The following is a 20198-nucleotide window of genomic DNA, read 5'->3' on the forward strand; positions in this document are numbered from 1 at the left end:
CGGGGTCAGTCTTTCCAGCGGGACCGTCCGGTCTCGCCCTTTGGCTTGCGGCCGCGCTCGGCAGGGCGGGTCGGCCCTTGCGCATCGATCGGCGCGGTCCGGAAGGTCAGCAGTTCGGCGCGGCTGATGCCCTCGCCGCCATCCTTGTGGAAACGCGAATACAGCTTGGCGAAATGCGCCTGCAACTCGTCCAGCCCGACCATGTCGTCGCTGTTGCGATCGACCTCGAACGGGCTGGGCAGCGCGTTGCGGTCGCCCAGGAAACGCTGCGCCCAATCCGCAAAGATCAGGTAGCGCATGCGGCCGGTGCCGCCCGTATCGACCAGGCGGAACGAGCGATCGACACAGGCCGACAGTTCGGCCCGGTCGGTGCGGCCATCGCCATCCTCGTCGCATGCCGCGATGAACATCGCCACCGGCTCCAGCACCATCGTCGCAGGCGTCTGTGCGGACGGCTTGGCGGGGCCGGGCACGATGATCTCCGCCTCCTGCGCAGCCGGCGTGCCCGCCTGCATCAACACCGCCAGCACCAGCCCGATCATGCACCGTCCCCCGGCAGCAACAGCGACGCATCGCCATAGGAATAGAAGCGATATCCGGCCGCAATGGCGTGCGCATAGGCGGCCTGCATGCGCTCCAGCCCCATCAGCGCGGATACCAGCATGAACAGCGTCGACCGGGGCAGGTGGAAATTGGTCATCAGCCCGTCGATCCCCTTGAACCGGTAGCCGGGGGTGATGAAGATCGCGGTGTCGCCCTCGAACGGTCGCACGATCCGGTCCTCGCCGCTGGCGCTCTCGATCAGGCGCAGCGAGGTGGTGCCGACCGCGATGATCCGCCCGCCGGCCGCGCGCGTCGCGTTCAGCCGGTCCGCGGTCGCCTGGTCGATGCGGCCCCATTCCGCATGCATGCGGTGATCCGCGGTATCGTCCGCCTTGACCGGCAGGAAGGTACCCGCACCGACATGCAGGGTCAGCGTGGCATGGCCGATCCCCGCCGCCTCCAGGGCTTCGATCAGCCCGGGCGTGAAGTGCAGCGCCGCGGTCGGTGCCGCCACCGCGCCGGGTTCGTTGGCGAACATCGTCTGGTAATCGTCCGCATCGCGCGCCTCGATCCCGCGCTTCTGCGCGATATAGGGGGGCAGCGGCATGCGGCCGGCACGCTCCAGCAGCAACTCGACCGGTTCGTCACCGGCAAAGTCCAGCACGAAGCTGCCATCCTCGCCACGCTCGCCCGCAGTGGCGGCAACGCCTGCGCCGAAATCGATCACATCGCCGTCGCGCAAACGCTTGGCATTGCGGATAAAGGCACGCCACCGGCGCGGCCCTTCGCGCTTGTGCAGCGTCGCCCCGATCCGCGCTTCGCCCCGCCGGCCCTCCAGTTGCGCCGGGATGACGCGCGTATCGTTGAAGACCAGCAGGTCGCCCGCACGCAGGCATCCGGGCAGGTCGCGCACTTCTGCGTCGCGCGTCGCCTCGCCATCCAGCACCAACATCCGCGCCGCATCGCGCGGGGCGGCGGGGTGCAGCGCGATGCGGTCGTTGGGAAGCGCGAAGTCGAAAAGGTCGACGTTCACTGGCGCTTCGGCGCGACCTTCCGCGCCGCCGGCGCCGGCGCCGGAGTCCGGGCAGCCGGCTTGGGCGCGGCGACCGCGGCCCCCGGCAACGTCACCGGCGCGCCCAGTCCGGCCGCGGGGGCGGCGACGGGCAGCGGCTGGAAGGGCGGGGGATTGTCCGCCGCGATATAGGCGTGGACGATCCGCGACGGGTTCGCCGGCGGCTCGCCCCGCTCGATCGGATCGACATATTGCATGCCGTCGATCACCCGGCCGAACACCGTGTATTTCTTGTCGAGCGCGAGGCGCGGCTGGAAGACGATAAAGAACTGGCTGTTGGCGCTGTTCGGATCATCGGCGCGCGCCGCCGACACCGATCCGCGCACGTGCGGCAGATAGTTGAATTCGGACGGGACGTTGGGCAGCTCCGACCCGCCGGTGCCGTCGCCCTTGGGATCGCCGCCCTGTGCCATGAAGCCGTCGATCACGCGGTGGAACAGCAGTCCGTCATAGAAATGCTGTCGGGTCAGCGTCTTGATGCGCTCCACCATCTTGGGCGCGACATCGGGACGCAGCCAGATCGTCACCCGGCCGCCGGTCGACAGATCGAGCAGCCATAGATTTTCCTTGTCGGTGACCAGCGGCGGTGCCGCCCGCGGGGCCACCGGTGCCTGCACCTGCGCGGCGGCTGGCACCGCGAACAAGCTGGCCACCACTGCAACTATACCGGCGAAAACGCGCATCTTTTCCCCAAGGGCTATCAGGATCACGGCGCTCTAGAGCAAATCCGCACTTGCGCCAAACTGAACGTCGCGCAGGAGGCGTCGGGTTTCAGCTACCCTTGCGTCCGATCTGCCCGACCCGGGCCACCACCTCGTCGCGCACGGTCGGGGGCACGAAGCGGCCGATCTCGCCGCCGAACAGCGCGATTTCCTTGACCAGCCGGCTGGCGATGGGTTGCAGCGCCACGTCGGCCATCAGGAAGACGGTTTCGACCCGCGGATTGATCTGCTGGTTCATGCCGGCCATCTGATACTCATACTCGAAATCGGCCACCGCGCGCAGGCCGCGAACGATCACGCGGGCGCCTTCGCGCTCGGCAAAATCCATCAGCAGCGAATCGAACGCGACGACATGGATCTCGCCGCCCACATCCGCCACCTCGCGCCGGACCATCGCCATGCGCTCGTCCAGCGTGAACATCGGCGACTTGGAGGGGTTGGTGGTCACCCCGATCACCAGCCGGTCGACCAGCTTCGCGCCGCGCCGGATGATATCCATATGGCCCAGCGTGACCGGATCGAAGGTGCCGGGATAGACGCCGATCCGGGTCAATGGTCGCGCTCCACCACATAGCGGGCAACCGCGCGCAGCAAATCCGCCTCGGGCCCGTAATGGCGCAGATGCTCGACCGCCTGGTCGACCAGCATCCCGCACTGCGCCCGCGCCCGCTCCACGCCCAGCAGGGTCAGGAACGTCGCCTTGCCGGCATCGCCGTCCTTGCGCAGCTTCTTGCCCGCCACTGTTTCGTCGCCCTCGGCGTCCAGCAGATCGTCGGCGATCTGAAAGGCAAGGCCCAGGTCATGCGCATATCCACGCAAATGGGTGCGGCCCTCCGGCCCCACCCGGCCCAGGATTGCACCCGCCTCCACCGCCGCGGTGATCAGGGCGCCCGTCTTCATCTGTTGCAGCCGGGTGACGGTGTTCAGATCGAAATCGCCGGTTTCCGCCTCCAGGTCCATCGCCTGTCCACCCGCCATCCCCGACGGGCCGGAGGCACGCGCCAGGTCCAGGATCAGCTCGGCGCGGACATGCGGCTCGGGATGCGTGTCCGGCTCCGCCAATATCTCGAAGGCCAGCGCATGCAGGCAATCCCCTGCCAGGATCGCGGTCGCCTCGTCGAACGCCTTGTGCACGGTGGGCTTGCCACGGCGCATGTCGTCATCGTCCATCGCCGGCAGGTCGTCATGGATCAGGGAATAGACGTGGATCGCCTCCAGCGCGGTGGCGACGCGGGCTGCCCGGTCCTTGTCGACGTTGAACAGCGCCGCGGTGGCGAACACCAGCAACGGGCGCAGCCGCTTGCCCCCGCCGATCGCGGCGTGACGCATTGCCCGGTACAGCGGCGCGCGCGGATCGTCCGGCACCTCCAGCAGCGCATCGAAGCGCGCATCGATCTCGGCTGCGACATCGGCGAGCGCGTCGCCCAGCATCACCGTGGCGGTCGCCATGCTCAGCCTGCCGCGAAGGGACGGGTAGCGGTCGGCTTGCCCTCGGCGTCCAGCCGGATCGCCTCGATCCGGGCCTGGGCTGCGTCCAGCCGCTCGGCGCAGCGCGCGCGCAACCGGTCGCCGCGCTCGTACAGGCGGATCGATTCGTCCAGGCTCGCCTCGCCGCTTTCCAGCCGGCCGACGATCCGCTCCAGCTCCTTCAGCGCGTCCTCAAACGACAGGTCTTCGATCGGAATATCCATGGCGCCTGCTATGGGCCAGCCGGGCAGGGGAGGCAAGGCAAGCGGCAGTTAACGGGCGTCCAGCGACCGTACCGTCCAGGTATAGAGCACGCGCACCCCGATCAGGCCGGTATCGAGCGCCGCCTGCATCTGATGTGGTGCCGGATCGCTGCGATCATGGGTGATCAGGCGGATATCGGCGGTCGGATGTCGCACGATCAACCCCAGCACCAGCAGGGCAATAACCGCAGCAATGATCCGACGCTCGCGCATGATCGATCTCCTATCGCCCGGCGTATCGCCATTCCGGCGCGTATTCAACTGCTTGGCCGGGTTAGACCGCGGCAAAGAAGAAGGCCCCGGCAGCGGGATGCGCTGCCGGGGCCTCTTTGTCGAATCGACTGGCGGCTGGCTTTACTTCGCGTCGATCGCCTCGGCGCGGCCGCCCTTCTTCTTCTGCTTCTTGGGCGCGGCCGGCTCGATCGCGAAGGACAGCGCGCCGTCCTTCATCTTCACCGTCACCTCGCCGCCGTGCACCAGCTTGCCGAACAGCAATTCCTCGGCCAGCGGCTGCTTGATCTTCTCCTGGATCAGGCGGCCCATCGGCCGTGCGCCGTAGAGCTTGTCATAGCCCTTTTCGGTCAGCCAGCTCTTGGCGGCATCGTCCAGGCTGATGTGCACGCTGCGGTCGGCCAGTTGCAGTTCCAGTTGCAGGATGAACTTGTCCACCACCCGCGCCACGACCTCGGGCGGCAGATATCCGAAGGGCACGATCGCATCCAGGCGGTTGCGGAATTCCGGCGTGAACATCCGCTGCACCGCCTGCTCGTCCTCGCCCTCGCGGGTCAGGTTGCCGAAGCCCACCGTCTCGCGCGCCATATCGGACGCGCCGGCATTCGTCGTCATGATCAGGATGGTGTTGCGGAAATCGACCGTCTTGCCGTGGTGATCGGTCAGCTTCCCGTTGTCCATCACCTGGAGGAGGATGTTGAACAGGTCGGGATGCGCCTTCTCGATCTCGTCGAGCAACAGCACCGAATGCGGATTCTGGTCGACCGCATCGGTCAGCAGGCCGCCCTGGTCATAGCCCACATAGCCTGGAGGCGCACCGATCAGCCGGCTGACCGAATGGCGCTCCATATATTCGGACATGTCGAACCGCTGGAGCGGAATGCCCAGGATCGCGGCCAGCTGCTTGGCAACCTCGGTCTTGCCGACGCCGGTGGGGCCGGTGAACAGATAGTTGCCGATCGGCTTGTCGGGATCGCGCAGGCCCGCCCGGCTCAGCTTGATCGCCGCCGACAGGTTCTCGATCGCCTTGTTCTGGCCGAACACGACACGCTTCAGGTCGGTATCCAGCGTCTCCAGCACCTGCCGGTCGTCGGACGAGACCGATTTCGGCGGGATGCGCGCCATGGTCGCGATCACCGCCTCGATCTCCTTGGGCGTGATCGTCTTCTTGCGCTTGGACGGCGGCACCAGCATCTGCATCGCGCCCACCTCGTCGATCACGTCAATCGCCTTGTCGGGCAGCTTGCGGTCGTTGATGTAGCGTGCACTCAGCTCCACCGCCGACTTGATCGCATCGGGCGTATACTTGACCGAATGATGCTCCTCGAACGCCGAACGCAGTCCGGCGAGGATCTTGATCGTGTCCTCGATCGTCGGCTCGTTCACGTCGATCTTCTGGAACCGGCGCAGCAGCGCGCGATCCTTCTCGAAGTGGTTGCGGAACTCCTTGTAGGTGGTCGAACCGATGCAGCGGATCGTGCCGCCCGACAAGGCTGGCTTCAGCAGGTTGGACGCATCCATCGCGCCGCCGCTGGTGGCGCCAGCGCCGATCACGGTATGGATCTCGTCGATGAACAGCACGGCATGCGGCATCTTTTCGAGTTCGTTCACGACCGCCTTCAGCCGCTCCTCGAAATCGCCGCGATAGCGCGTTCCGGCGAGCAGCGCGCCCATGTCGAGCGAGTAGATGACCGCCGGCTTCAGCACGTCGGGCACCTCGCCCTCGACGATCTTGCGCGCCAGTCCTTCCGCGATCGCGGTCTTGCCGACGCCCGGATCGCCCACATAGAGCGGATTGTTCTTCGACCGGCGGCACAGGATCTGCACGGTGCGGTCCACCTCGGGACCGCGCCCGATCAGCGGATCGACCTTGCCGTTCTTGGCCTTTTCGTTGAGGTCGACGGTGAACTGCTTGAGCGCGCTTTCCGTCTTGCCCTTTTCGGGCTGCGCCTTGGCGGGCTTTTCCTCTTCGGCCGCGCCCTTGGGGCTGGCCGCCTCGCTCGCCTGACCGCCCTTGCCGACGCCGTGGCTGATGAAGCTCACCGCATCCAGCCGGCTCATGTCCTGCTGCTGGAGGAAATAGACCGCATAGGATTCGCGCTCGGAAAACAGCGCGACCAGCACGTTGGCGCCGGTCACTTCGTCGCGGCCCGACGACTGGACGTGCAGGATCGCGCGCTGCACCACGCGCTGGAACCCGCTGGTGGGCGAGGGGTCGGTGGCCGCATCGACCTTCAGCGCGTCCAGCTCGGTGTCCAGATAATGCGCCACGGTGGCCTTCAGCTCGCCCAGATCCACCTGGCACGCCTGCATCACCTTGGACGCATGTTCGTCGTCGATCAGCGCGAGCAGCAGATGCTCCAGCGTCGCATATTCATGGCGCCGCGACGATGCGGCCTCCAGGGCCTTGTGCAGCGTGGTTTCAAGAGCGGGGGCGAAAGATGGCATCAGGGTACTCCAGTCGGGCAACCCGTCAGGGCATGCCCGTTGCACACTATGTCGGAACGCCAGGGGTCGGCATCAAGCATCACGTCGGATTCGTTATCGCCCGCAACGGAGCCGCACCGGCAAATGGCGTCGCGCCCGGCCGGTGCACGGTGCCTCACCGCTTGAACAGCGCCTCTGCATCGACGCGGTGGCGGCCCGCGCGCTGCATGTGATCGCGGGTCCGCGCCGCCTCCCGCTCCAGCGCCGCGACCCGCGCTTCCAGCTCGGCCAGCGACAGGGGATCGAGGTCCGCCTTCGCCAGCAGGGTCAGCGGGTCGTCGCGTCGGGCAGGAGAGTCGTCGATGTCCATGACGGGACGCAGCGTTGACCCGCCCGCCCGCGATGTCAATAACGGTGCCATTATCGGCAAACGGGGGCGATCGAATGGCGCAGGTGCCAGAGATGATGACGGCGATCGACCCGGAGGGGCATGGCGGGCCGGAGATACTCGTCCCCGTCACGCGCCCGGTGCCGCAACCGGCCGAGGGGGAGGTGCTGATCCGCGTCGCCGCCGCCGGCGTCAACCGGCCCGACGTGGCGCAGCGCCAGGGCAATTATCCCCCGCCGCCCGGCGCGCCGTCCATTCCCGGCCTGGAGGTCGCCGGCACGATCGTCGCGCTCGGCCCCGACGTGGACGATGCGCTGCTCGGCCAGCCGGTATGTGCGCTGGTGTCGGGCGGCGGCTATGCCGAATATGTCGCGGTCTGCGCCGGCCAGTGCCTGCCCGTGCCCGACGGCCTTTCGATGGTCGAAGCCGCGGCGATTCCCGAAACGCTGTTCACCGTGTGGACCAACCTGTTCGAGCGCGCCTATGCGACGGAGGGGGATACGGTGCTGGTGCACGGCGGCACCAGCGGGATCGGCACCATGGCGATCCTGCTCGGCCGCATCTTCGGGCTGACCGTGATCGTCACCGCCGGTTCGGACGAGAAATGCGCCGCCGCCCGCGTGCTGGGAGCCGCGCACGCGATCAACTACAAGCGCCAGGATTTCGTTGCCGAGGTGAAGGCGATCACCGGCGGCAAGGGGGTGCAGGCGGTGCTTGACATGGTCGGCGGCGACTATGTGCCCCGCAACCTGCAATGTCTGGGTGAGGATGGCCGCCACGTCTCGATCGCGGTGCAGGGCGGGGCGGAGGCGACGATCCCGCTGTGGCAGGTGATGCGCCGCCGCCTGACGCTGACCGGCTCCACGCTGCGCGCCCGTGACGCTGCGTTCAAGTCGTTGGTCGCCGACGAGCTGATCCGCACCGTCTGGCCACATGTCGCGGCGGGCAAGCTGCGCCCGGTGATCGACCGCGTCTTCCCGCTGGCCGAGGCGGCGGCGGCGCATGCGCGGATGGAGGCGGGGGATCATGTCGGCAAGATCGTGCTGACCATCGGATAGGCGCGGATAAGGGGCGGGGGCCCCGCGACACCTTGCCGAAATACCGCCGCGGTATTAAGTCGAAGCCATGCTAAGGCCGCTCCGATGAGGGGCGGCCCTTTTATTTTCCGACGGAGTGACCCCGTGGCCCAGCCGCTCATGCCCCATGCGACCGCCTCCTGGCTGGTCGACAACACGTCGCTCTCCTTCGAGCAGATCGCCGATTTTTGCGGCCTCCACATTCTGGAAGTGCAGGCGATCGCCGACGACACCGCCGCCACCAAGCTGACCGGCCGCGATCCGGTCCGCGCGCACGAGGTGACGCAGGACGAGATCGACAAGGGCCAGAAGAACCCCGACTATCGCCTGAAGATGACCAAGGGCCCCGAACAGGTCCGCCGTACCAAGGGGCCGCGCTACACGCCGGTCAGCAAGCGGCAGGACAAGCCGGACGGCATCGCCTGGATCATCCGCAACCATCCCGAAATTTCGGACGGCGCGATCTCCAACCTGATCGGCACGACGCGCACGACCATTGCCGCGATCCGCGACCGCAGCCACTGGAACATCGCCAACATCACGCCCAAGGATCCGGTGACGCTGGGCCTGACCACCCAGCGCGAGCTGGACACCGCCGTCTCCAAGGCCGGCAAGGCCGCGGGTACCGAGCCTGCCCCCACCGACACCCGCCTGGAGGGCGACCGCGAGGCCCTGATCGCCAGCCTGCGCGCCGAACGCGCGCAGCAGGAGCGTGACGCCGACGGCACCGGCCGCAGCGACGAGATCACCGACCCGCACGCGCTGTTCCGCAACTGATCGGCGCGCGGCCGGAAGGCTGAGAAAAAAGGGCATCGCCGGTGCGGCGGTGCCCTTTTTCGTGTCAGCGGATGCGTCGCGGGTCGATCACCACATGCGCGATACGCGTGCGGTTGTGCGTGTAGGTGACATGCACCATCCCGTCGCGCGTCTGGATCACCGCCGGATAGGCATAGCCGTCGGGCACCGGTTCGCTCTCCAGCGTCAACACGGCGCGCCAATGCACGCCGTCATCGGACAGCCCGATGTTCAGCGGCCAGCGATCACCGTCGCCCGGCGTGTCGGGCCTGTGCGCGGCGTGGTTGTAGACGATCAGCTGTCGCCCGTCGCGCAGGGTCACCGCGTCTGTGCCGGCATTGGGATTGGGCAGGTCGATCGCGGCGAGCTGCGACCAGCTTTTGCCGCCATCGCGCGTCCAGCTCATCGCCAGCGCGCCCTGCCGCGTGCGCGCCACCAGTTCCATCCGGCCGTCGCGGTGGGTCAGGATGCTCGGCTGGATCGCCTCGATATGCATGGGGGAGGGGATGCGCGTCCCCACCTGCCACGTCCGGCCCTGATCCACGCTCTGCTCGATACGCGACCAGTAATTGTCGGCGGCGCTGCCTTCCTCCCTGCTCGATGGTGCCAGCCATGCGCCATCGGGTGCGATCACCGGCTTGTTCTTGATCGGGCCCAGCACGCCATCGGGCAGGCGTCGGGGCGCTGACCAGTGGCGGCCGCCATCGGCGGAGGTGATCACCATCCCCCACCATTCGCGCGGGCTCGGCCCCACCTTGTAGAACAGGTGCAGGTCTCCGCCCGGTGGCTGGAAAAGCACCGGGTTCCAGGTCGGCTGGCCATCGCCGCGAGCGACCGCGACCGGCGTCGACCAGCCCTTGCTCCCGCGCCGTGCAAACCAGATCGCCACGTCGGGCCGGCTCTCGCCGGTACCTCCGAACCATGACGCGGCCAGTTCGCCACCGGGCAGCTCGACCAGCGTGGAGGCATGCGCCTGTGGATAGGGGGCGGTGCGGTAGATGAACTCGCGGAACAGGATCGGCGATGGCGCCTGCTCAGCGGCCGGTGCCGCCATGCTCATGACCACCGCCACCGCACCGACGGCCCCACGCCACTCGCTCAGCAACACCGCCCGCCATTCTTGCCGCCATAGCGTGCCTCCTGCCGCTCGCGAAAGAACGCCACCTCGTTCATCGGCTCGGCATCGGGATGATGCTCGGCCATGTGGCGGCGATAGGCGTCGTAGCTGGGGACGCCGACCATCAGCCGCGCCGTCTCCGCCAGCCGCGCGAGAAACGCGTTCATTCCGCTGCCGCCAGCATCGGCGGCACCTCGGTCACGCTCGGCCGGTCGATGCGCCGCGCGCTCAGGCAGGCGCGCACCGCATAGACGAAGATCGCGACGACCACGCCCAGGAAGATCGCGCACAGGGCCGCGTCGATGCGGTCGTTGAACACGATCCGCCCCATCTCCGCCATCGACTTGGCCGGCGCCAGCACCTCGCCGCGGCCTGCGGCGTCCGAGAACTTCGTCGCATGCGCCAGGAAGCCGACGCGCGGATCGGCCGAGAACAGCTTCAGCCACCCCGCCGACACGGTACAGGCGAGCAGCCAGACGGTCGGCGCCACCGTGATCCAGGCGAACCGCTCGCGCTTCATCCGGAACAGCACCACGGTCGCCAGCATCAGCGCGACGGCGGCCAGCATCTGGTTGGAAATGCCGAACAGCGGCCACAGCGTGTTCACCCCGCCCAGCGGATCGGTGACGCCCTGGTAGAGGAAGAAGCCCCAGGCCGCGACACACAGGGCGGTGGCGATCAGCCCCGGCGCCACCGCGCTCGTCCCCCGGAAGCGCGGCACCGCCAGCCCGATCAGGTCCTGGAGCATGAAGCGGCCCGCGCGCGTGCCCGCATCCACCGCGGTCAGGATGAACAGCGCCTCGAACAGGATGGCGAAGTGATACCAGAAGGCCTTCATCGCCTGTCCGCCGATCAGGTGGCTGAAGATTTCCGCCATCGCCACCGCCAGCGTCGGGGCGCCGCCCGCACGGCTGATGATCGTGGTCTCGCCCACGTCGCGCGCCACCTGCGCCAGGGCGTCGCCCGAAATGGGAAAGCCCATCGCGGTCACCGCCGCCGCGGCGCTTGCCGGATCGGTGCCCAGCACCGCGGCCGGCGCATTCATCGCGAAATAGATGCCGGGGTCCAGGATCGATGCGGCGACCAGCGCCATGATCGCCACCGCGCTTTCCATCAGCATCGCGCCGTATCCGATGAACGGCGCATGCGCCTCGCTGGCGATCAGCTTGGGCGTGGTGCCGCTGGCGATCAGCGCGTGGAAGCCGGACACGGCACCGCAGGCGATGGTGATGAACAGGAACGGAAACAGGCTGCCCGCCCAGACCGGGCCGGAACCGTCGATGAACTGGGTCAGCGCCGGCATGCGCAGCGGCGGCGCCATGACGACGATGCCGATGGCCAGCGCCGCGATCGCTCCGATCTTGAGAAAAGTCGACAGATAGTCGCGCGGCGCCAGCAACAGCCAGACCGGCAGGACGGAGGCGACTGCGCCATATCCGATCAGGATGAAGCAGAGCTGGACCGGGGTAAAGGTGAATAGCGGCGCCAGCGTCGGCGACAGGGCGATCGACTGCCCGAAGATAATTGCCGCGATCAGGCCGATAAAGCCGATGATCGACACCTCCCCGATCCGGCCGGGCCGCACCCAGCGCGTATAGCCGCCCATCAGCATCGCCAGCGGGATCGTCGCCGCGACGGTGAACATCCCCCACGGACTCTCCGCCAGCGCCCGCACCACGATCAACGCCAGCACGGCGAGAATGATGACCATGATCATGAACGCGCCGAACAGCGCGACCGTGCCGGCGACCGCCCCCATCTCCATGCGGATCAGCTCGCCCAGCGAACGCCCGTCGCGCCGCATCGAGATGAACAGCACCAGAAAGTCCTGCACCGCGCCCGCCAGCACTACGCCCGCCAGGATCCACAGCGTGCCGGGCAGATAGCCCATCTGCGCGGCCAGCACCGGCCCCACCAGTGGTCCTGCCCCCGCAATCGCCGCGAAATGATGGCCGAACAGCACGGTGCGGTCGGTCGCGACGTAATCCAGCCCGTCCGCGCGGCGCACCGCCGGCGTCGGCCGCGACGGATCGATCCCGATCACCCGCGCGATGAAGAGCGCATAGTAGCGATAGGCGATCAGATAGACCGACACCGCGGCCGCCACGATCCACAGCGCGCTGATCGGCTCGCCGCGCACGCTGGCGATCACGGCCAGGGCACCGGCGCCTCCCAGCGCCAGCGCGATCCAGGGGAGATGCTTTACCATGACCCCATGTTCTAGACGGGCGCCGCCGCATTGCCAGAGCGACCCGATGAAAATGTTTGCAGCCGCCGTTTTTTGAACATTCCGCTTGCCCCCATGGGGCCTGCCGGGCTGAAAGGCGCGCATGGCATCTTCGGCACCCCCCACCGCTGCACCGCTCGTCGTCGGCATCGGCGGCACGATCGGCAGCGTTTCCTCCACCGAGCGTGCGCTCCGCATCGCGGTGGAGGCGGCCGGGGCGGAAGGATTCCGCACCCGCGTCTTCGGCGGCGCCGATCTCGCCCGCCTCCCGCTCTACGACCCGCGCGCGCCCGAGCGTACCGCAGCGGAACAGGAGTTCGTCGCCACCGTCCGCCAGGCCTCCGCCGTCATCATCGCCAGCCCCGGCTATCACGGCAGCATTTCCGGCGTGGTGAAGAACGCGCTCGACCTGCTGGAGGAAACCGCGCGCGATCCGCGACCCTATCTGGCCGACATGCCCGTCGGCCTGATCGCCACCGCCTATGGCTGGCAGGCGACGGGCTCGACCATCGCGGCGCTGCGCTCGATCGTCCACGCCCTGCGCGGCTGGCCGACGCCCTTTGCCGCGGCGATCAACAGCCAGCTCACCAAGTTCGACGACGAGGGCAGCGCCAGCGAGCCCGCGGTAGTCGACCAACTACGCCTGGTCGGCCGTCAGGTCGCCCGTTTCGCCCCGCTCGCGGGAACGATCGAATCGAAGACCTGACAGCATGACGAATTGATCTCAAACTCCGTTCGTCTCGAGTAACCGTCGAGTAGCGGCGCAGCCGCGTATCGAGACGGTGTATCGAGAGACAGGTTGGCGCCTGGGGCGGTGTCTCGATACAAGCTCTCGATACGCTCCTTTGGAGCTACTCGATCTTTACTCGACACGAGCGGATCAAGGTTAAGCCGCCAAACCCTAACCCTCCAGCCGCCCGATCACCGCGTCGGCGATCTCCGCCGCGATCGTCTCGGGCGGGCGCAGAGCGGCATGTGCCACCGTTTCCACCGTCATCCACTCGCCCAGCATCGCCGCATCCGCCATCGCGGCATAATTCGCCCGCACCCGCGCCTGCAGCCCCAGATCGGCTTCATACGCGTCATAGGTGTCGTCGGTGTAGCTGCGCCGCCGCTTCTGCGCGATCAGCGTGCGCGCCACCGCCAGCGGCGTATCCAGATAGACCGACAGATCAGGCACGGGCAGCGCGAACTGCCCGGTTTCCAGCCGCGCGATCCACGTCATCAGCGCCTCCGCCTCGCCATCCGGCACCTGCGCTGCCTGATACGCCATGTTGGACGCGATATAACGGTCGAACACCACCACGTCGTGGCGCGCCGCCATGTCGACCAGATGCGCCCGCGACTCGAACCGGTCGAGCGCATAAAGCGTCGCGGCCGCCTGCGGGCTTACCGCGCGGGGCAATCGCTCCGCCAGATATTCGCCCAGCGCCCAGCCGCCCACCGTGTCGGTGTAGCGCGGAAAGGACAGCGCGCAGGCGGACAGCCCCTGTGCCGCCAGATGCGCCACCACCGCGGCGGTCGCGGTCGCCTTGCCGGCGCCGTCCGCCCCCTCGATCGCCAGCAGAAAGGCCATGCCGTCAGCCCCTCAGCCGTTCATGGTGGCGGATCACCTCATCGATGATGAAACGCAGGAACTTCTCGGAAAATTCCGGGTCGAGCTGCGCATCGGCGGCCAGCTGGCGCAACCGCGCGATCTGCGCCTCCTCGCGCCCCGGATCGGCGGGCGGCAGGCCGTTCTCCGCCTTGTAGCGGCCGACCGCCTGCGTCACCTTGAACCGCTCGGCCAGCATGCACACCAAGGCGGCGTCGATATTGTCGATCGACTGGCGATAGCCCTTCAGCACGTCGTCCGGCACGAAATTCTCCTTGGCAACAGGCGGAGCCTCTTTGCGGGCGGGCCGGCGCAAGGGCAAGCGCTTCAGGCAAGAACACTTGCGTTCGCCCCCCGATGCCGTCACAGGCTGAACCCGTGTCCATGACCGCCACCGCCACCCGCCTCGCCCCGTCCGCGCCGTCGCTGGAGCCGATGGTCCAGCTCGTGTCGGCCGATCTTGATCGTGTGAACCAGGTGATCCTGGATCGCATGACCTCCGATATCCCGCTGATCCCGCAACTTGCCGGCCATCTGATCGCCGGGGGCGGCAAGCGCATGCGCCCGATGCTGACTCTCGCCAGCGCGCTGCTGCTGGACTATCAGGGGACGCATCACCACGTGCTCGCCGCCGCGGTCGAATTCATCCACACTGCCACGCTGCTGCACGACGACGTGGTCGACGGCTCGGACCTGCGCCGTGGCCGCCGCACCGCCAACATCATCTGGGGCAATCCGGCCAGCGTCCTGGTCGGCGATTTCCTGTTCAGCCGCTCGTTCCAGCTGATGGTCGAGGCGGGCAGCCTGAAGGTGCTCGACATCCTGTCGAACGCGTCCGCGGTCATCGCGGAGGGCGAGGTGAACCAGCTCACCGCCGCGCGGCAGGTGACGCTGACCGAGGATCGCTATCTGACGATCATCGACGCCAAGACCGCCGCACTCTTCGCCGCCGCCTGCCGCATCGCCGCGGTGGTTGCCGATCGGTCGGAGGCGGAAGAGCAGGCGCTCGATGCCTATGGCCGCAATCTCGGCATCGCCTTCCAGCTCGTCGACGATGCGATCGACTATGTCTCGGACGCGGGCACGATGGGCAAGGATGCGGGCGACGATTTCCGCGAGGGCAAGATGACGCTGCCCGTCATCCTCGCCTATGCCCGCGGGTCGGAAGAGGACAGCCGCTTCTGGAAGGACGCGGTGGAGGGGCGCCGCACCTCCGACGAGGATTTCGCCCATGCGATCGAACTCGTCCGCCGTACCAAGGCGGTGGACGACACGCTCGCCCGCGCCCGCCATTATGGCAGCCTCGCGATCGAGGCGATCGCCCGCTTCCCCGCCAGCCCGGCCAAGGCGGCGATGATCGAAGCGGTCGAATTCGCGGTCGCGCGCGCCTACTGATCCTGTTGCGGGCGGGCAGGGTGCCGGCATGACGCTCCCGATCGACGACGTTCTGCCCGACCTGCTCGCCGCGCTGGCGGGCGGGCGCAACGCCGTGCTCGTCGCGCCGCCTGGTGCCGGCAAGACGACCAGCGTCGCGCCCGCGCTGCTCGACCAGCCCTGGTGCGACGGTGAGATCCTGCTTCTTTCCCCCCGCCGCCTTGCCGCGCGCGCCGCGGCCGAACGGATGGCGGCGATCGCGAACGAGCCCGTCGGCCGCCGCTTCGGCTATGCCACCCGCATGGACAGCGCGACCAGCGCCGCCACCCGCGTCACCGTGGTGACCGAGGGTATCTTTGTCGCCCGTATTCAGGCCGATCCCGAACTCGCCGGCGTCTCCGCCGTCCTGTTCGACGAGGTGCATGAACGCAGTCTCGACGGCGATTTCGGCCTTGCCCTCGCGCTCGATGCGCAGGGTGGCTTCCGCCCCGACCTGCGCCTCGTCGCCATGTCCGCCACCCTTGACGGCAGCCGCTTCGCCACCCTGATGGGCCAGGCCCCCATCATCCAGAGCGAAGGCCGCAGCTACCCGCTGACGCTCCGCCATGTCGGCCGCGACCCGAACGCCCGCATCGAGGATGCGGTCGCCGCCACCATCCGCCGCGCCCTTGTCGAGGAGGAGGGCGGCATCCTCGCCTTTCTCCCCGGCGTCGGTGAGATCGAGCGCGTCGCCGAACGCCTCGCCACCCTGCCCGATGCCATCGCGCTCCACCTCCTGCACGGCACCCTCGACCCCGCCGCGCAACGCGCCGCCATCCGCCCCGACGCACAGGGCCGCCGCAAGATCGTCCTCGCCACCTCGATCGCCGAAACCAGCCTGACCCTCGACGGTATCCGCATCGTCATCGACTCCGGCCTCGCCCGCCGCCCGCGCTATGATCGCGCTGCGGGCATGACGCGCCTCGTCACCGAACGCGCCAGCCAGGCGGCCGTCGTCCAGCGCGCCGGCCGCGCCGCGCGCCAGGGGCCCGGCACCGCCTACCGGCTGTGGGAGGAAGCCGCGACCGCCGGCCTGCCGCGCTTCGACCCGCCCGAGATATTGGAAGCGGACCTGTCGGCGCTGTTGCTCGCCACCGCCATCTGGGGCGTGGCGGACCCCCGCGACCTGAACTGGCTCGACGCTCCACCAGAACCTGCCGTGATGGAGGCACGCGCCCGCCTCACCACGCTGGAGGCACTGGACGACACCGGCCGCCCCACCACGCATGGCCGCGCCATCGCGCGTCTGCCGATGCCGCCGCGCCTTGCCCATATGCTGATCCGCGCCGCCGATCACGGCGCCACCACGCTCGCCGCCGACATCGCCGTCCTGCTCGGCGAACGCGGTCTGGGCGGCAACGATGTCGATCTGGACAATCGCCTGCGCCGGTGGCGCAGCGACCGGGGTCCCAAGGCCAACGCCGCCCGCGCGCTCGCCCGGCGATGGTCCACCCTCCCGTTACCGCGTGGAACTGGCGACCAGCCGACCGAGCGACCCGATCTGGACGTCACACCCGGGCTCTGCCTTGCGCTCGCCTATCCCGATCGCATCGCGCGCCGCCGCGATCAGGGCGGCGAGCATTGGGCCTCTGTCGGTGGCCGCGGCTTCCGTCTCGATCCCGCATCACCGCTTGCCACCGCCGAATGGCTCGCCGTCGGCGAGACGCAGGGCGCGGCGTCGGGCGCGCGCATCCTCTCCGCCGCGGCGATCGATCCGTTGACCGTGGAGGCGCTGTTCGCCGATCGTATCGAGATCCGCCGCACGGCCGTCTTCGATCCCCTGACCGGCAGCGTCCAGCCGCAGCGCGAACGCCGCCTTGGTGCACTTCGCCTGTCGGGCGGTCCCGATTCGAACGCCGACCCCGCCACCATCGCCGCTGCGCTGTTGGAGGGGGTGCGTACCCATGGCCTCGATCGCCTGCCCTGGCCGGACGGCGCCCATGCCTACCGGGCACGGGCTGCCTATGCCGGCATCGCGCTGGATGACGCGGCGCTTGTCGACCGGCTGGACGAATGGCTTGCGCCGCTGCTCGAAAACCGCCGCCGGCTCGATGCCATTGCGCCGGCTGCGCTGACCGAGGCGATCCGCAACCTGCTCGACTGGGATGAACAGCGCCGGGTGGACGCCATGGCCCCGCCGCATTTCACCAGCCCGGCCGGGAGTACGCATGCGATCGATTATGCGGCGGAGGGTGGGCCGCGCGTCGAATTGCGGGCGCAGGCGTTGTTCGGGCTGGCCGAGCATCCGGTGATCGGCCGCGACCGCGTGCCCCTCGTCCTCAGCCTGACCTCGCCGGCCGGGCGACCGATCCAGACGACGCGCGATTTGCCCGGTTTCTGGGCGGGAAGCTGGGCGGCGGTCGCCAAGGAGATGCGCGGTCGGTATCCGCGCCATCCCTGGCCGGACGACCCTGCGGGTGCGGCGCCGACGCTGCGCACGAAAAAGGCGGATGCAAGAGCCGCCGGTTCGCGATAAGGAGACGCCATTATGGCCACTGCCCGTATCTTCAAGCGCCCCAAGAACGCCATGCAGTCCGGCAAAGCCCGGACCGACCACTGGCAGCTCGAATTCGCTCCCGCGGAGGCCAAGAAGGCCGATCCGCTGACCGGCTGGGCCGGCAGCGGCGACACGCGGGATCAGGTGCGCCTGTTCTTCCCGACGCTGGAGGCCGCGGTCGCCTATTGCGAGCGCGAGGGGATCGATCATCACGTCGTCCCCACCCCGACCGCGACCCTGAAGCTGCAGGCCTACGCCGACAATTTCCGCTGAGGCGGGTCGCCGGCGAAGCCTTGAAACGCGCGTTTTTGCGCGTTTCCGAACACGCTGTCAGGCCAGCCCGGCGCCCAGCACGTAGAGCAGCTTTGCGTCGATCCCCAGTCCTTCGTCGCGCTTCTGCGCGATGAAGGCGGGCACCTCGGTCAGCGGTACGCGGTGGACGGTGATGTTCTCGCCCTCGTGCCCGCCGCCGTCCGACACGCGCGCCAGCCCGGTCGCACGAACGAGGTTGAACCCTTCGGACGACATGCCGGGCGACGAATAGAAGAAGCCCAAATCCTCGATCCGCTCCGGCCGGTAGCCGGTTTCCTCCTCCAGTTCGCGCGCGGCGGCGTCGGTCGTCGCTTCGCCGGCATCCTCGTCGCCGACCAGTCCGGCCGGCAACTCCAGGCAGGCGCGGCCGATCGGTATCCGGTGCTGCTCGACCAGGATCAGGTGGCCCTCATGCACCGCGACGATCACCGCGGCCCCGATGCCGCCGCGCCGCGCGACATATTCCCAGGTGCCTTCCTTGTGCGCGGCCAGGTATTTTCCTTCCCATACGACGCTCACAGTTCGATCAACCTGTCGGGCAATTCGTTCACGTCATTCTCCTTGGATGGGATGCGTTCGGCCAGGATCGCGCCGACCCGCTCGACGGCGGCGACGATCCCGTCCGCCGGGCGCCCGGCCCGCATCTCGGCCAGCAGGGGCGCCAGCGCCTCGCCCCAGCATTCGGGCGAGACATGGTCGTGGATCGCGGCGTCGGCGATGATCTCGGCACGGTGTTCCTCGGCGGACACGTAGAGCAGCACGCCGGTCCGCCCGGTCGTCCGCTTCTCCGCCCCTGCCCGAAACAGCGCCAATGCCTGCCGATGCACGCGCCGCGTCTTGGTGCGCCCCGGCGTCAGCGCCAATCGCAAAGGTCGCCACGCCAGCAGGAGGCGTGCGCCCAGAAAGGTCAGCGTCGCCAGCACCAGCGCGATCAGCATCAGGGTGCGTGGGGAGGGGGCTTCGTCCCAGGGCTCGAAGGTCGCGTGGACCGCCTCGGCCATGCCCGGCACACTGGCGAGCAGCGCCAGCATCAGCAGCATGGCGAGCACCGACCATCGCAATGCCGCATCGTGATAGGCGTCCGACCGGCGCGCCAGCACCGTCACGATCTCGCCCGCGGTGTTTGCCTCCGCACGGGCAACCGCCCCGGCGACGCGCGCATGATCCGTGTCGCTCAGCCGCATCACCAACTCCCCGAAGCGCCGCCGCCGCCGCCCGATCCGCCGCCACCGCCGGTGAACCCGCCGCCCATCCAGCCCCCACCGCCGCCGCCGGACGAGCCGCCACCCCATCCGCCACCGCCGCCCCATCCGCCGCCGCCACCCCGGCCGGCTTCCCGCCCGATCTCGTTGGCGATGCTCCACAGAATCACCGGCATCATCCCGCTATCCCCGCGATATCGCCGGCCTTTCACGCCGCGCCGACCGACAAAGGACATCAACACCGCAAAGCCGATGATACCCCAGAAGATCAGGCCGATGGGAACGTTGCCCTGCTCCCGCGTCCGCCCGCGCTGCGCTGCGTCGAACGTCCTGACGGCCTCCGCCACCTTCGCCTTTGCTTCCGCGTCTGGACGTGCCAGCTGTTCGGCCAGCGCATCGGCACCCGCCACGACACCACCGGGCAGGTCCCCCGCCTTGAAGCGCGGTATGATGTCTTGCCGGATGACGTTGCCGGAAAACGCGTCGGTCAGAACGGGCTCCAGACCGTACCCCACTTCGACCCGAACCTTGCGCTCACCAGGCGCCACCAGCAGGATCGCACCGTTATTGGCGTCTTTCAGCCCGACACCCCAGGCGCGCAGCAGGCGGTAGCCGTAATCCTCGATCGGATAGCCTTGAAGGTCGGGGATGGTGGCCACGACGAGCTGTCGCCCGGTCTGCTGCTGAAGCGCTTCGAGCCGCTGCCGGACCTGTGTTTCCTGTGCGGGCGGCAGCACATCCGCCGCGTCGACCACCAGGCCGCTGAACTTCGGAAAGGTCTGTGCCTGCGCCGTCGTGGCGACGAGGCACAGCCCTGTCAGCATCGCCAGCCGGCGCAGCGGGACCATCGCG

The 20198-nt window shown here is 68.5% G+C and carries 23 protein-coding genes; 6 read left to right on the top strand and 17 right to left on the bottom strand.

What is annotated here, in order from left to right; all coding sequences use genetic code 11:
* Window positions 1-5 precede the first annotated feature (5 nt).
* The 9 genes from NPJ82_RS02950 to NPJ82_RS02990 form a co-directional block, all read right to left on the bottom strand.
* Window positions 6-542, bottom strand: a complete 537-nt coding sequence (locus NPJ82_RS02950; RefSeq protein ID WP_112381941.1) for an EF-hand domain-containing protein — start codon at window positions 540-542, stop codon at window positions 6-8.
* Entirely contained in the window at window positions 539-1576 is a 1038-nt protein-coding gene (gene queA, locus NPJ82_RS02955) for a tRNA preQ1(34) S-adenosylmethionine ribosyltransferase-isomerase QueA (RefSeq protein ID WP_342658313.1), read from the bottom strand. Before queA ends, NPJ82_RS02950 begins: the two co-directional genes overlap by 4 nt.
* Window positions 1573-2298 carry a peptidylprolyl isomerase gene (locus NPJ82_RS02960; RefSeq protein WP_342658314.1) on the bottom strand — a complete coding sequence of 242 codons (726 nt, stop codon included), beginning with the start codon at window positions 2296-2298 and terminating at the stop codon, window positions 1573-1575. Before NPJ82_RS02960 ends, queA begins: the two co-directional genes overlap by 4 nt.
* Window positions 2299-2386: 88 nt before the next feature.
* Window positions 2387-2836, bottom strand: a complete 450-nt coding sequence (gene coaD, locus NPJ82_RS02965; RefSeq protein WP_342658948.1) for a pantetheine-phosphate adenylyltransferase — start codon at window positions 2834-2836, stop codon at window positions 2387-2389.
* A gap of 50 nt (window positions 2837-2886) precedes the next feature.
* Entirely contained in the window at window positions 2887-3786 is a 900-nt protein-coding gene (locus NPJ82_RS02970) for a polyprenyl synthetase family protein (protein WP_149682246.1), read from the bottom strand.
* Window positions 3787-3788: 2 nt separating this feature from the next.
* Window positions 3789-4028 (bottom strand): exodeoxyribonuclease VII small subunit, encoded by a 240-nt coding sequence (locus NPJ82_RS02975; protein WP_112381946.1) that lies wholly within the window; start codon window positions 4026-4028, stop codon window positions 3789-3791.
* Between the two features lie 48 nt (window positions 4029-4076).
* On the bottom strand, window positions 4077-4280 hold the full coding sequence (locus tag NPJ82_RS02980) for a hypothetical protein (protein WP_112381947.1): 204 nt from the start codon (window positions 4278-4280) through the stop codon (window positions 4077-4079).
* Between the two features lie 141 nt (window positions 4281-4421).
* Entirely contained in the window at window positions 4422-6746 is a 2325-nt protein-coding gene (gene clpA / locus NPJ82_RS02985) for an ATP-dependent Clp protease ATP-binding subunit ClpA (protein WP_112381948.1), read from the bottom strand.
* Between the two features lie 154 nt (window positions 6747-6900).
* Entirely contained in the window at window positions 6901-7095 is a 195-nt protein-coding gene (locus NPJ82_RS02990; RefSeq protein ID WP_112381949.1) for a DUF1192 domain-containing protein, read from the bottom strand.
* Between the two features lie 74 nt (window positions 7096-7169).
* Between NPJ82_RS02990 and NPJ82_RS02995 the strand changes: the two genes are divergently transcribed.
* Complete coding sequence (locus NPJ82_RS02995; protein WP_205411576.1) at window positions 7170-8171, top strand: NAD(P)H-quinone oxidoreductase; 1002 nt, start codon at window positions 7170-7172, stop codon at window positions 8169-8171.
* Window positions 8172-8294: 123 nt separating this feature from the next.
* Complete coding sequence (locus NPJ82_RS03000) at window positions 8295-8966, top strand: DUF1013 domain-containing protein (RefSeq protein ID WP_112381950.1); 672 nt, start codon at window positions 8295-8297, stop codon at window positions 8964-8966.
* Between the two features lie 64 nt (window positions 8967-9030).
* Here NPJ82_RS03000 and NPJ82_RS03005 read toward each other — a convergent pair whose 3' ends face one another.
* The 3 genes from NPJ82_RS03005 to NPJ82_RS03015 are packed head-to-tail and all read right to left on the bottom strand — an operon-like array spanning window position 9031 to window position 12310.
* The gene (locus tag NPJ82_RS03005) at window positions 9031-10092 is read right to left on the bottom strand and encodes a sialidase family protein (protein ID WP_342658315.1); all 1062 of its coding nucleotides are present in this window, start codon (window positions 10090-10092) and stop codon (window positions 9031-9033) included.
* Window positions 10083-10268: a CstA-like transporter-associated (seleno)protein gene (locus NPJ82_RS03010; RefSeq protein ID WP_342658316.1), complete on the bottom strand. Its 186-nt coding sequence runs from the start codon at window positions 10266-10268 to the stop codon at window positions 10083-10085. Before NPJ82_RS03010 ends, NPJ82_RS03005 begins: the two co-directional genes overlap by 10 nt.
* A complete protein-coding gene (locus NPJ82_RS03015) occupies window positions 10265-12310 on the bottom strand; it encodes a carbon starvation CstA family protein (RefSeq protein WP_342658317.1) in 2046 nt (681 codons plus the stop codon). The genes NPJ82_RS03010 and NPJ82_RS03015 overlap by 4 nt, the downstream gene beginning before the upstream one ends.
* A gap of 121 nt (window positions 12311-12431) precedes the next feature.
* Here NPJ82_RS03015 and NPJ82_RS03020 point away from each other — a divergent pair, with 121 nt between their 5' ends.
* Entirely contained in the window at window positions 12432-13034 is a 603-nt protein-coding gene (locus tag NPJ82_RS03020; protein ID WP_112381953.1) for an NADPH-dependent FMN reductase, read from the top strand.
* Window positions 13035-13229: 195 nt separating this feature from the next.
* On the opposite strand, the gene NPJ82_RS03025 is transcribed toward NPJ82_RS03020, so the two are convergent.
* Both NPJ82_RS03025 and NPJ82_RS03030 read right to left on the bottom strand, forming a co-directional pair.
* Window positions 13230-13904, bottom strand: a complete 675-nt coding sequence (locus NPJ82_RS03025) for a thymidylate kinase (protein ID WP_342658318.1) — start codon at window positions 13902-13904, stop codon at window positions 13230-13232.
* Window positions 13905-13908: 4 nt separating this feature from the next.
* Complete coding sequence (locus NPJ82_RS03030; RefSeq protein WP_112381955.1) at window positions 13909-14187, bottom strand: chorismate mutase; 279 nt, start codon at window positions 14185-14187, stop codon at window positions 13909-13911.
* Window positions 14188-14306: 119 nt separating this feature from the next.
* Between NPJ82_RS03030 and NPJ82_RS03035 the strand changes: the two genes are divergently transcribed.
* The 3 genes from NPJ82_RS03035 to NPJ82_RS03045 are packed head-to-tail and all read left to right on the top strand — an operon-like array spanning window position 14307 to window position 18105.
* Window positions 14307-15317 (top strand): polyprenyl synthetase family protein, encoded by a 1011-nt coding sequence (locus NPJ82_RS03035; RefSeq protein WP_112381956.1) that lies wholly within the window; start codon window positions 14307-14309, stop codon window positions 15315-15317.
* A gap of 28 nt (window positions 15318-15345) precedes the next feature.
* Window positions 15346-17811 (top strand): ATP-dependent helicase HrpB, encoded by a 2466-nt coding sequence (gene hrpB, locus NPJ82_RS03040; RefSeq protein WP_342658319.1) that lies wholly within the window; start codon window positions 15346-15348, stop codon window positions 17809-17811.
* 12 nt (window positions 17812-17823) lie between these two features.
* Window positions 17824-18105 carry an ETC complex I subunit gene (locus NPJ82_RS03045; protein WP_112381958.1) on the top strand — a complete coding sequence of 94 codons (282 nt, stop codon included), beginning with the start codon at window positions 17824-17826 and terminating at the stop codon, window positions 18103-18105.
* A gap of 57 nt (window positions 18106-18162) precedes the next feature.
* On the opposite strand, the gene NPJ82_RS03050 is transcribed toward NPJ82_RS03045, so the two are convergent.
* Genes NPJ82_RS03050 through NPJ82_RS03060 form a run of 3 tightly spaced genes read right to left on the bottom strand, consistent with a single transcriptional unit; the run spans window position 18163 to window position 20194 of the window.
* On the bottom strand, window positions 18163-18663 hold the full coding sequence (locus NPJ82_RS03050) for an NUDIX hydrolase (RefSeq protein ID WP_342658320.1): 501 nt from the start codon (window positions 18661-18663) through the stop codon (window positions 18163-18165).
* Complete coding sequence (locus tag NPJ82_RS03055; protein ID WP_342658321.1) at window positions 18660-19328, bottom strand: hypothetical protein; 669 nt, start codon at window positions 19326-19328, stop codon at window positions 18660-18662. The genes NPJ82_RS03050 and NPJ82_RS03055 overlap by 4 nt, the downstream gene beginning before the upstream one ends.
* The gene (locus tag NPJ82_RS03060) at window positions 19328-20194 is read right to left on the bottom strand and encodes a TPM domain-containing protein (protein ID WP_342658322.1); all 867 of its coding nucleotides are present in this window, start codon (window positions 20192-20194) and stop codon (window positions 19328-19330) included. The genes NPJ82_RS03055 and NPJ82_RS03060 overlap by 1 nt, the downstream gene beginning before the upstream one ends.
* Between the last annotated feature and the right edge of the window lie 4 nt (window positions 20195-20198).

Source organism: Sphingomonas sp. NY01 (genome assembly GCF_038809135.1).
GTDB classification, from domain to species: domain Bacteria; phylum Pseudomonadota; class Alphaproteobacteria; order Sphingomonadales; family Sphingomonadaceae; genus Sphingomonas; species Sphingomonas carotinifaciens.

Excerpts from the sequence above, each read along its gene's own strand:
- NPJ82_RS02950 (WP_112381941.1), bottom strand. The coding sequence starts at position 542 with ATGATCGGGCTGGTGCTGGCGGTGTTGATGCAGGCGGGCACGCCGGCT.
- NPJ82_RS02960 (WP_342658314.1), bottom strand. The coding sequence starts at position 2,298 with ATGCGCGTTTTCGCCGGTATAGTTGCAGTGGTGGCCAGCTTGTTCGCG.
- coaD (WP_342658948.1), bottom strand. The coding sequence starts at position 2,836 with ATGGATATCATCCGGCGCGGCGCGAAGCTGGTCGACCGGCTGGTGATC.
- NPJ82_RS02970 (WP_149682246.1), bottom strand. The coding sequence starts at position 3,786 with ATGGCGACCGCCACGGTGATGCTGGGCGACGCGCTCGCCGATGTCGCA.
- NPJ82_RS02975 (WP_112381946.1), bottom strand. The coding sequence starts at position 4,028 with ATGGATATTCCGATCGAAGACCTGTCGTTTGAGGACGCGCTGAAGGAG.
- NPJ82_RS02980 (WP_112381947.1), bottom strand. The coding sequence starts at position 4,280 with ATGCGCGAGCGTCGGATCATTGCTGCGGTTATTGCCCTGCTGGTGCTG.
- clpA (WP_112381948.1), bottom strand. The coding sequence starts at position 6,746 with ATGCCATCTTTCGCCCCCGCTCTTGAAACCACGCTGCACAAGGCCCTG.
- NPJ82_RS02990 (WP_112381949.1), bottom strand. The coding sequence starts at position 7,095 with ATGGACATCGACGACTCTCCTGCCCGACGCGACGACCCGCTGACCCTG.
- NPJ82_RS02995 (WP_205411576.1), top strand. The coding sequence starts at position 7,170 with ATGGCGCAGGTGCCAGAGATGATGACGGCGATCGACCCGGAGGGGCAT.
- NPJ82_RS03010 (WP_342658316.1), bottom strand. The coding sequence starts at position 10,268 with ATGAACGCGTTTCTCGCGCGGCTGGCGGAGACGGCGCGGCTGATGGTC.
- NPJ82_RS03015 (WP_342658317.1), bottom strand. The coding sequence starts at position 12,310 with ATGGTAAAGCATCTCCCCTGGATCGCGCTGGCGCTGGGAGGCGCCGGT.
- NPJ82_RS03020 (WP_112381953.1), top strand. The coding sequence starts at position 12,432 with ATGGCATCTTCGGCACCCCCCACCGCTGCACCGCTCGTCGTCGGCATC.
- NPJ82_RS03025 (WP_342658318.1), bottom strand. The coding sequence starts at position 13,904 with ATGGCCTTTCTGCTGGCGATCGAGGGGGCGGACGGCGCCGGCAAGGCG.
- NPJ82_RS03035 (WP_112381956.1), top strand. The coding sequence starts at position 14,307 with ATGACCGCCACCGCCACCCGCCTCGCCCCGTCCGCGCCGTCGCTGGAG.
- hrpB (WP_342658319.1), top strand. The coding sequence starts at position 15,346 with ATGACGCTCCCGATCGACGACGTTCTGCCCGACCTGCTCGCCGCGCTG.
- NPJ82_RS03045 (WP_112381958.1), top strand. The coding sequence starts at position 17,824 with ATGGCCACTGCCCGTATCTTCAAGCGCCCCAAGAACGCCATGCAGTCC.
- NPJ82_RS03055 (WP_342658321.1), bottom strand. The coding sequence starts at position 19,328 with ATGCGGCTGAGCGACACGGATCATGCGCGCGTCGCCGGGGCGGTTGCC.
- NPJ82_RS03060 (WP_342658322.1), bottom strand. The coding sequence starts at position 20,194 with ATGGTCCCGCTGCGCCGGCTGGCGATGCTGACAGGGCTGTGCCTCGTC.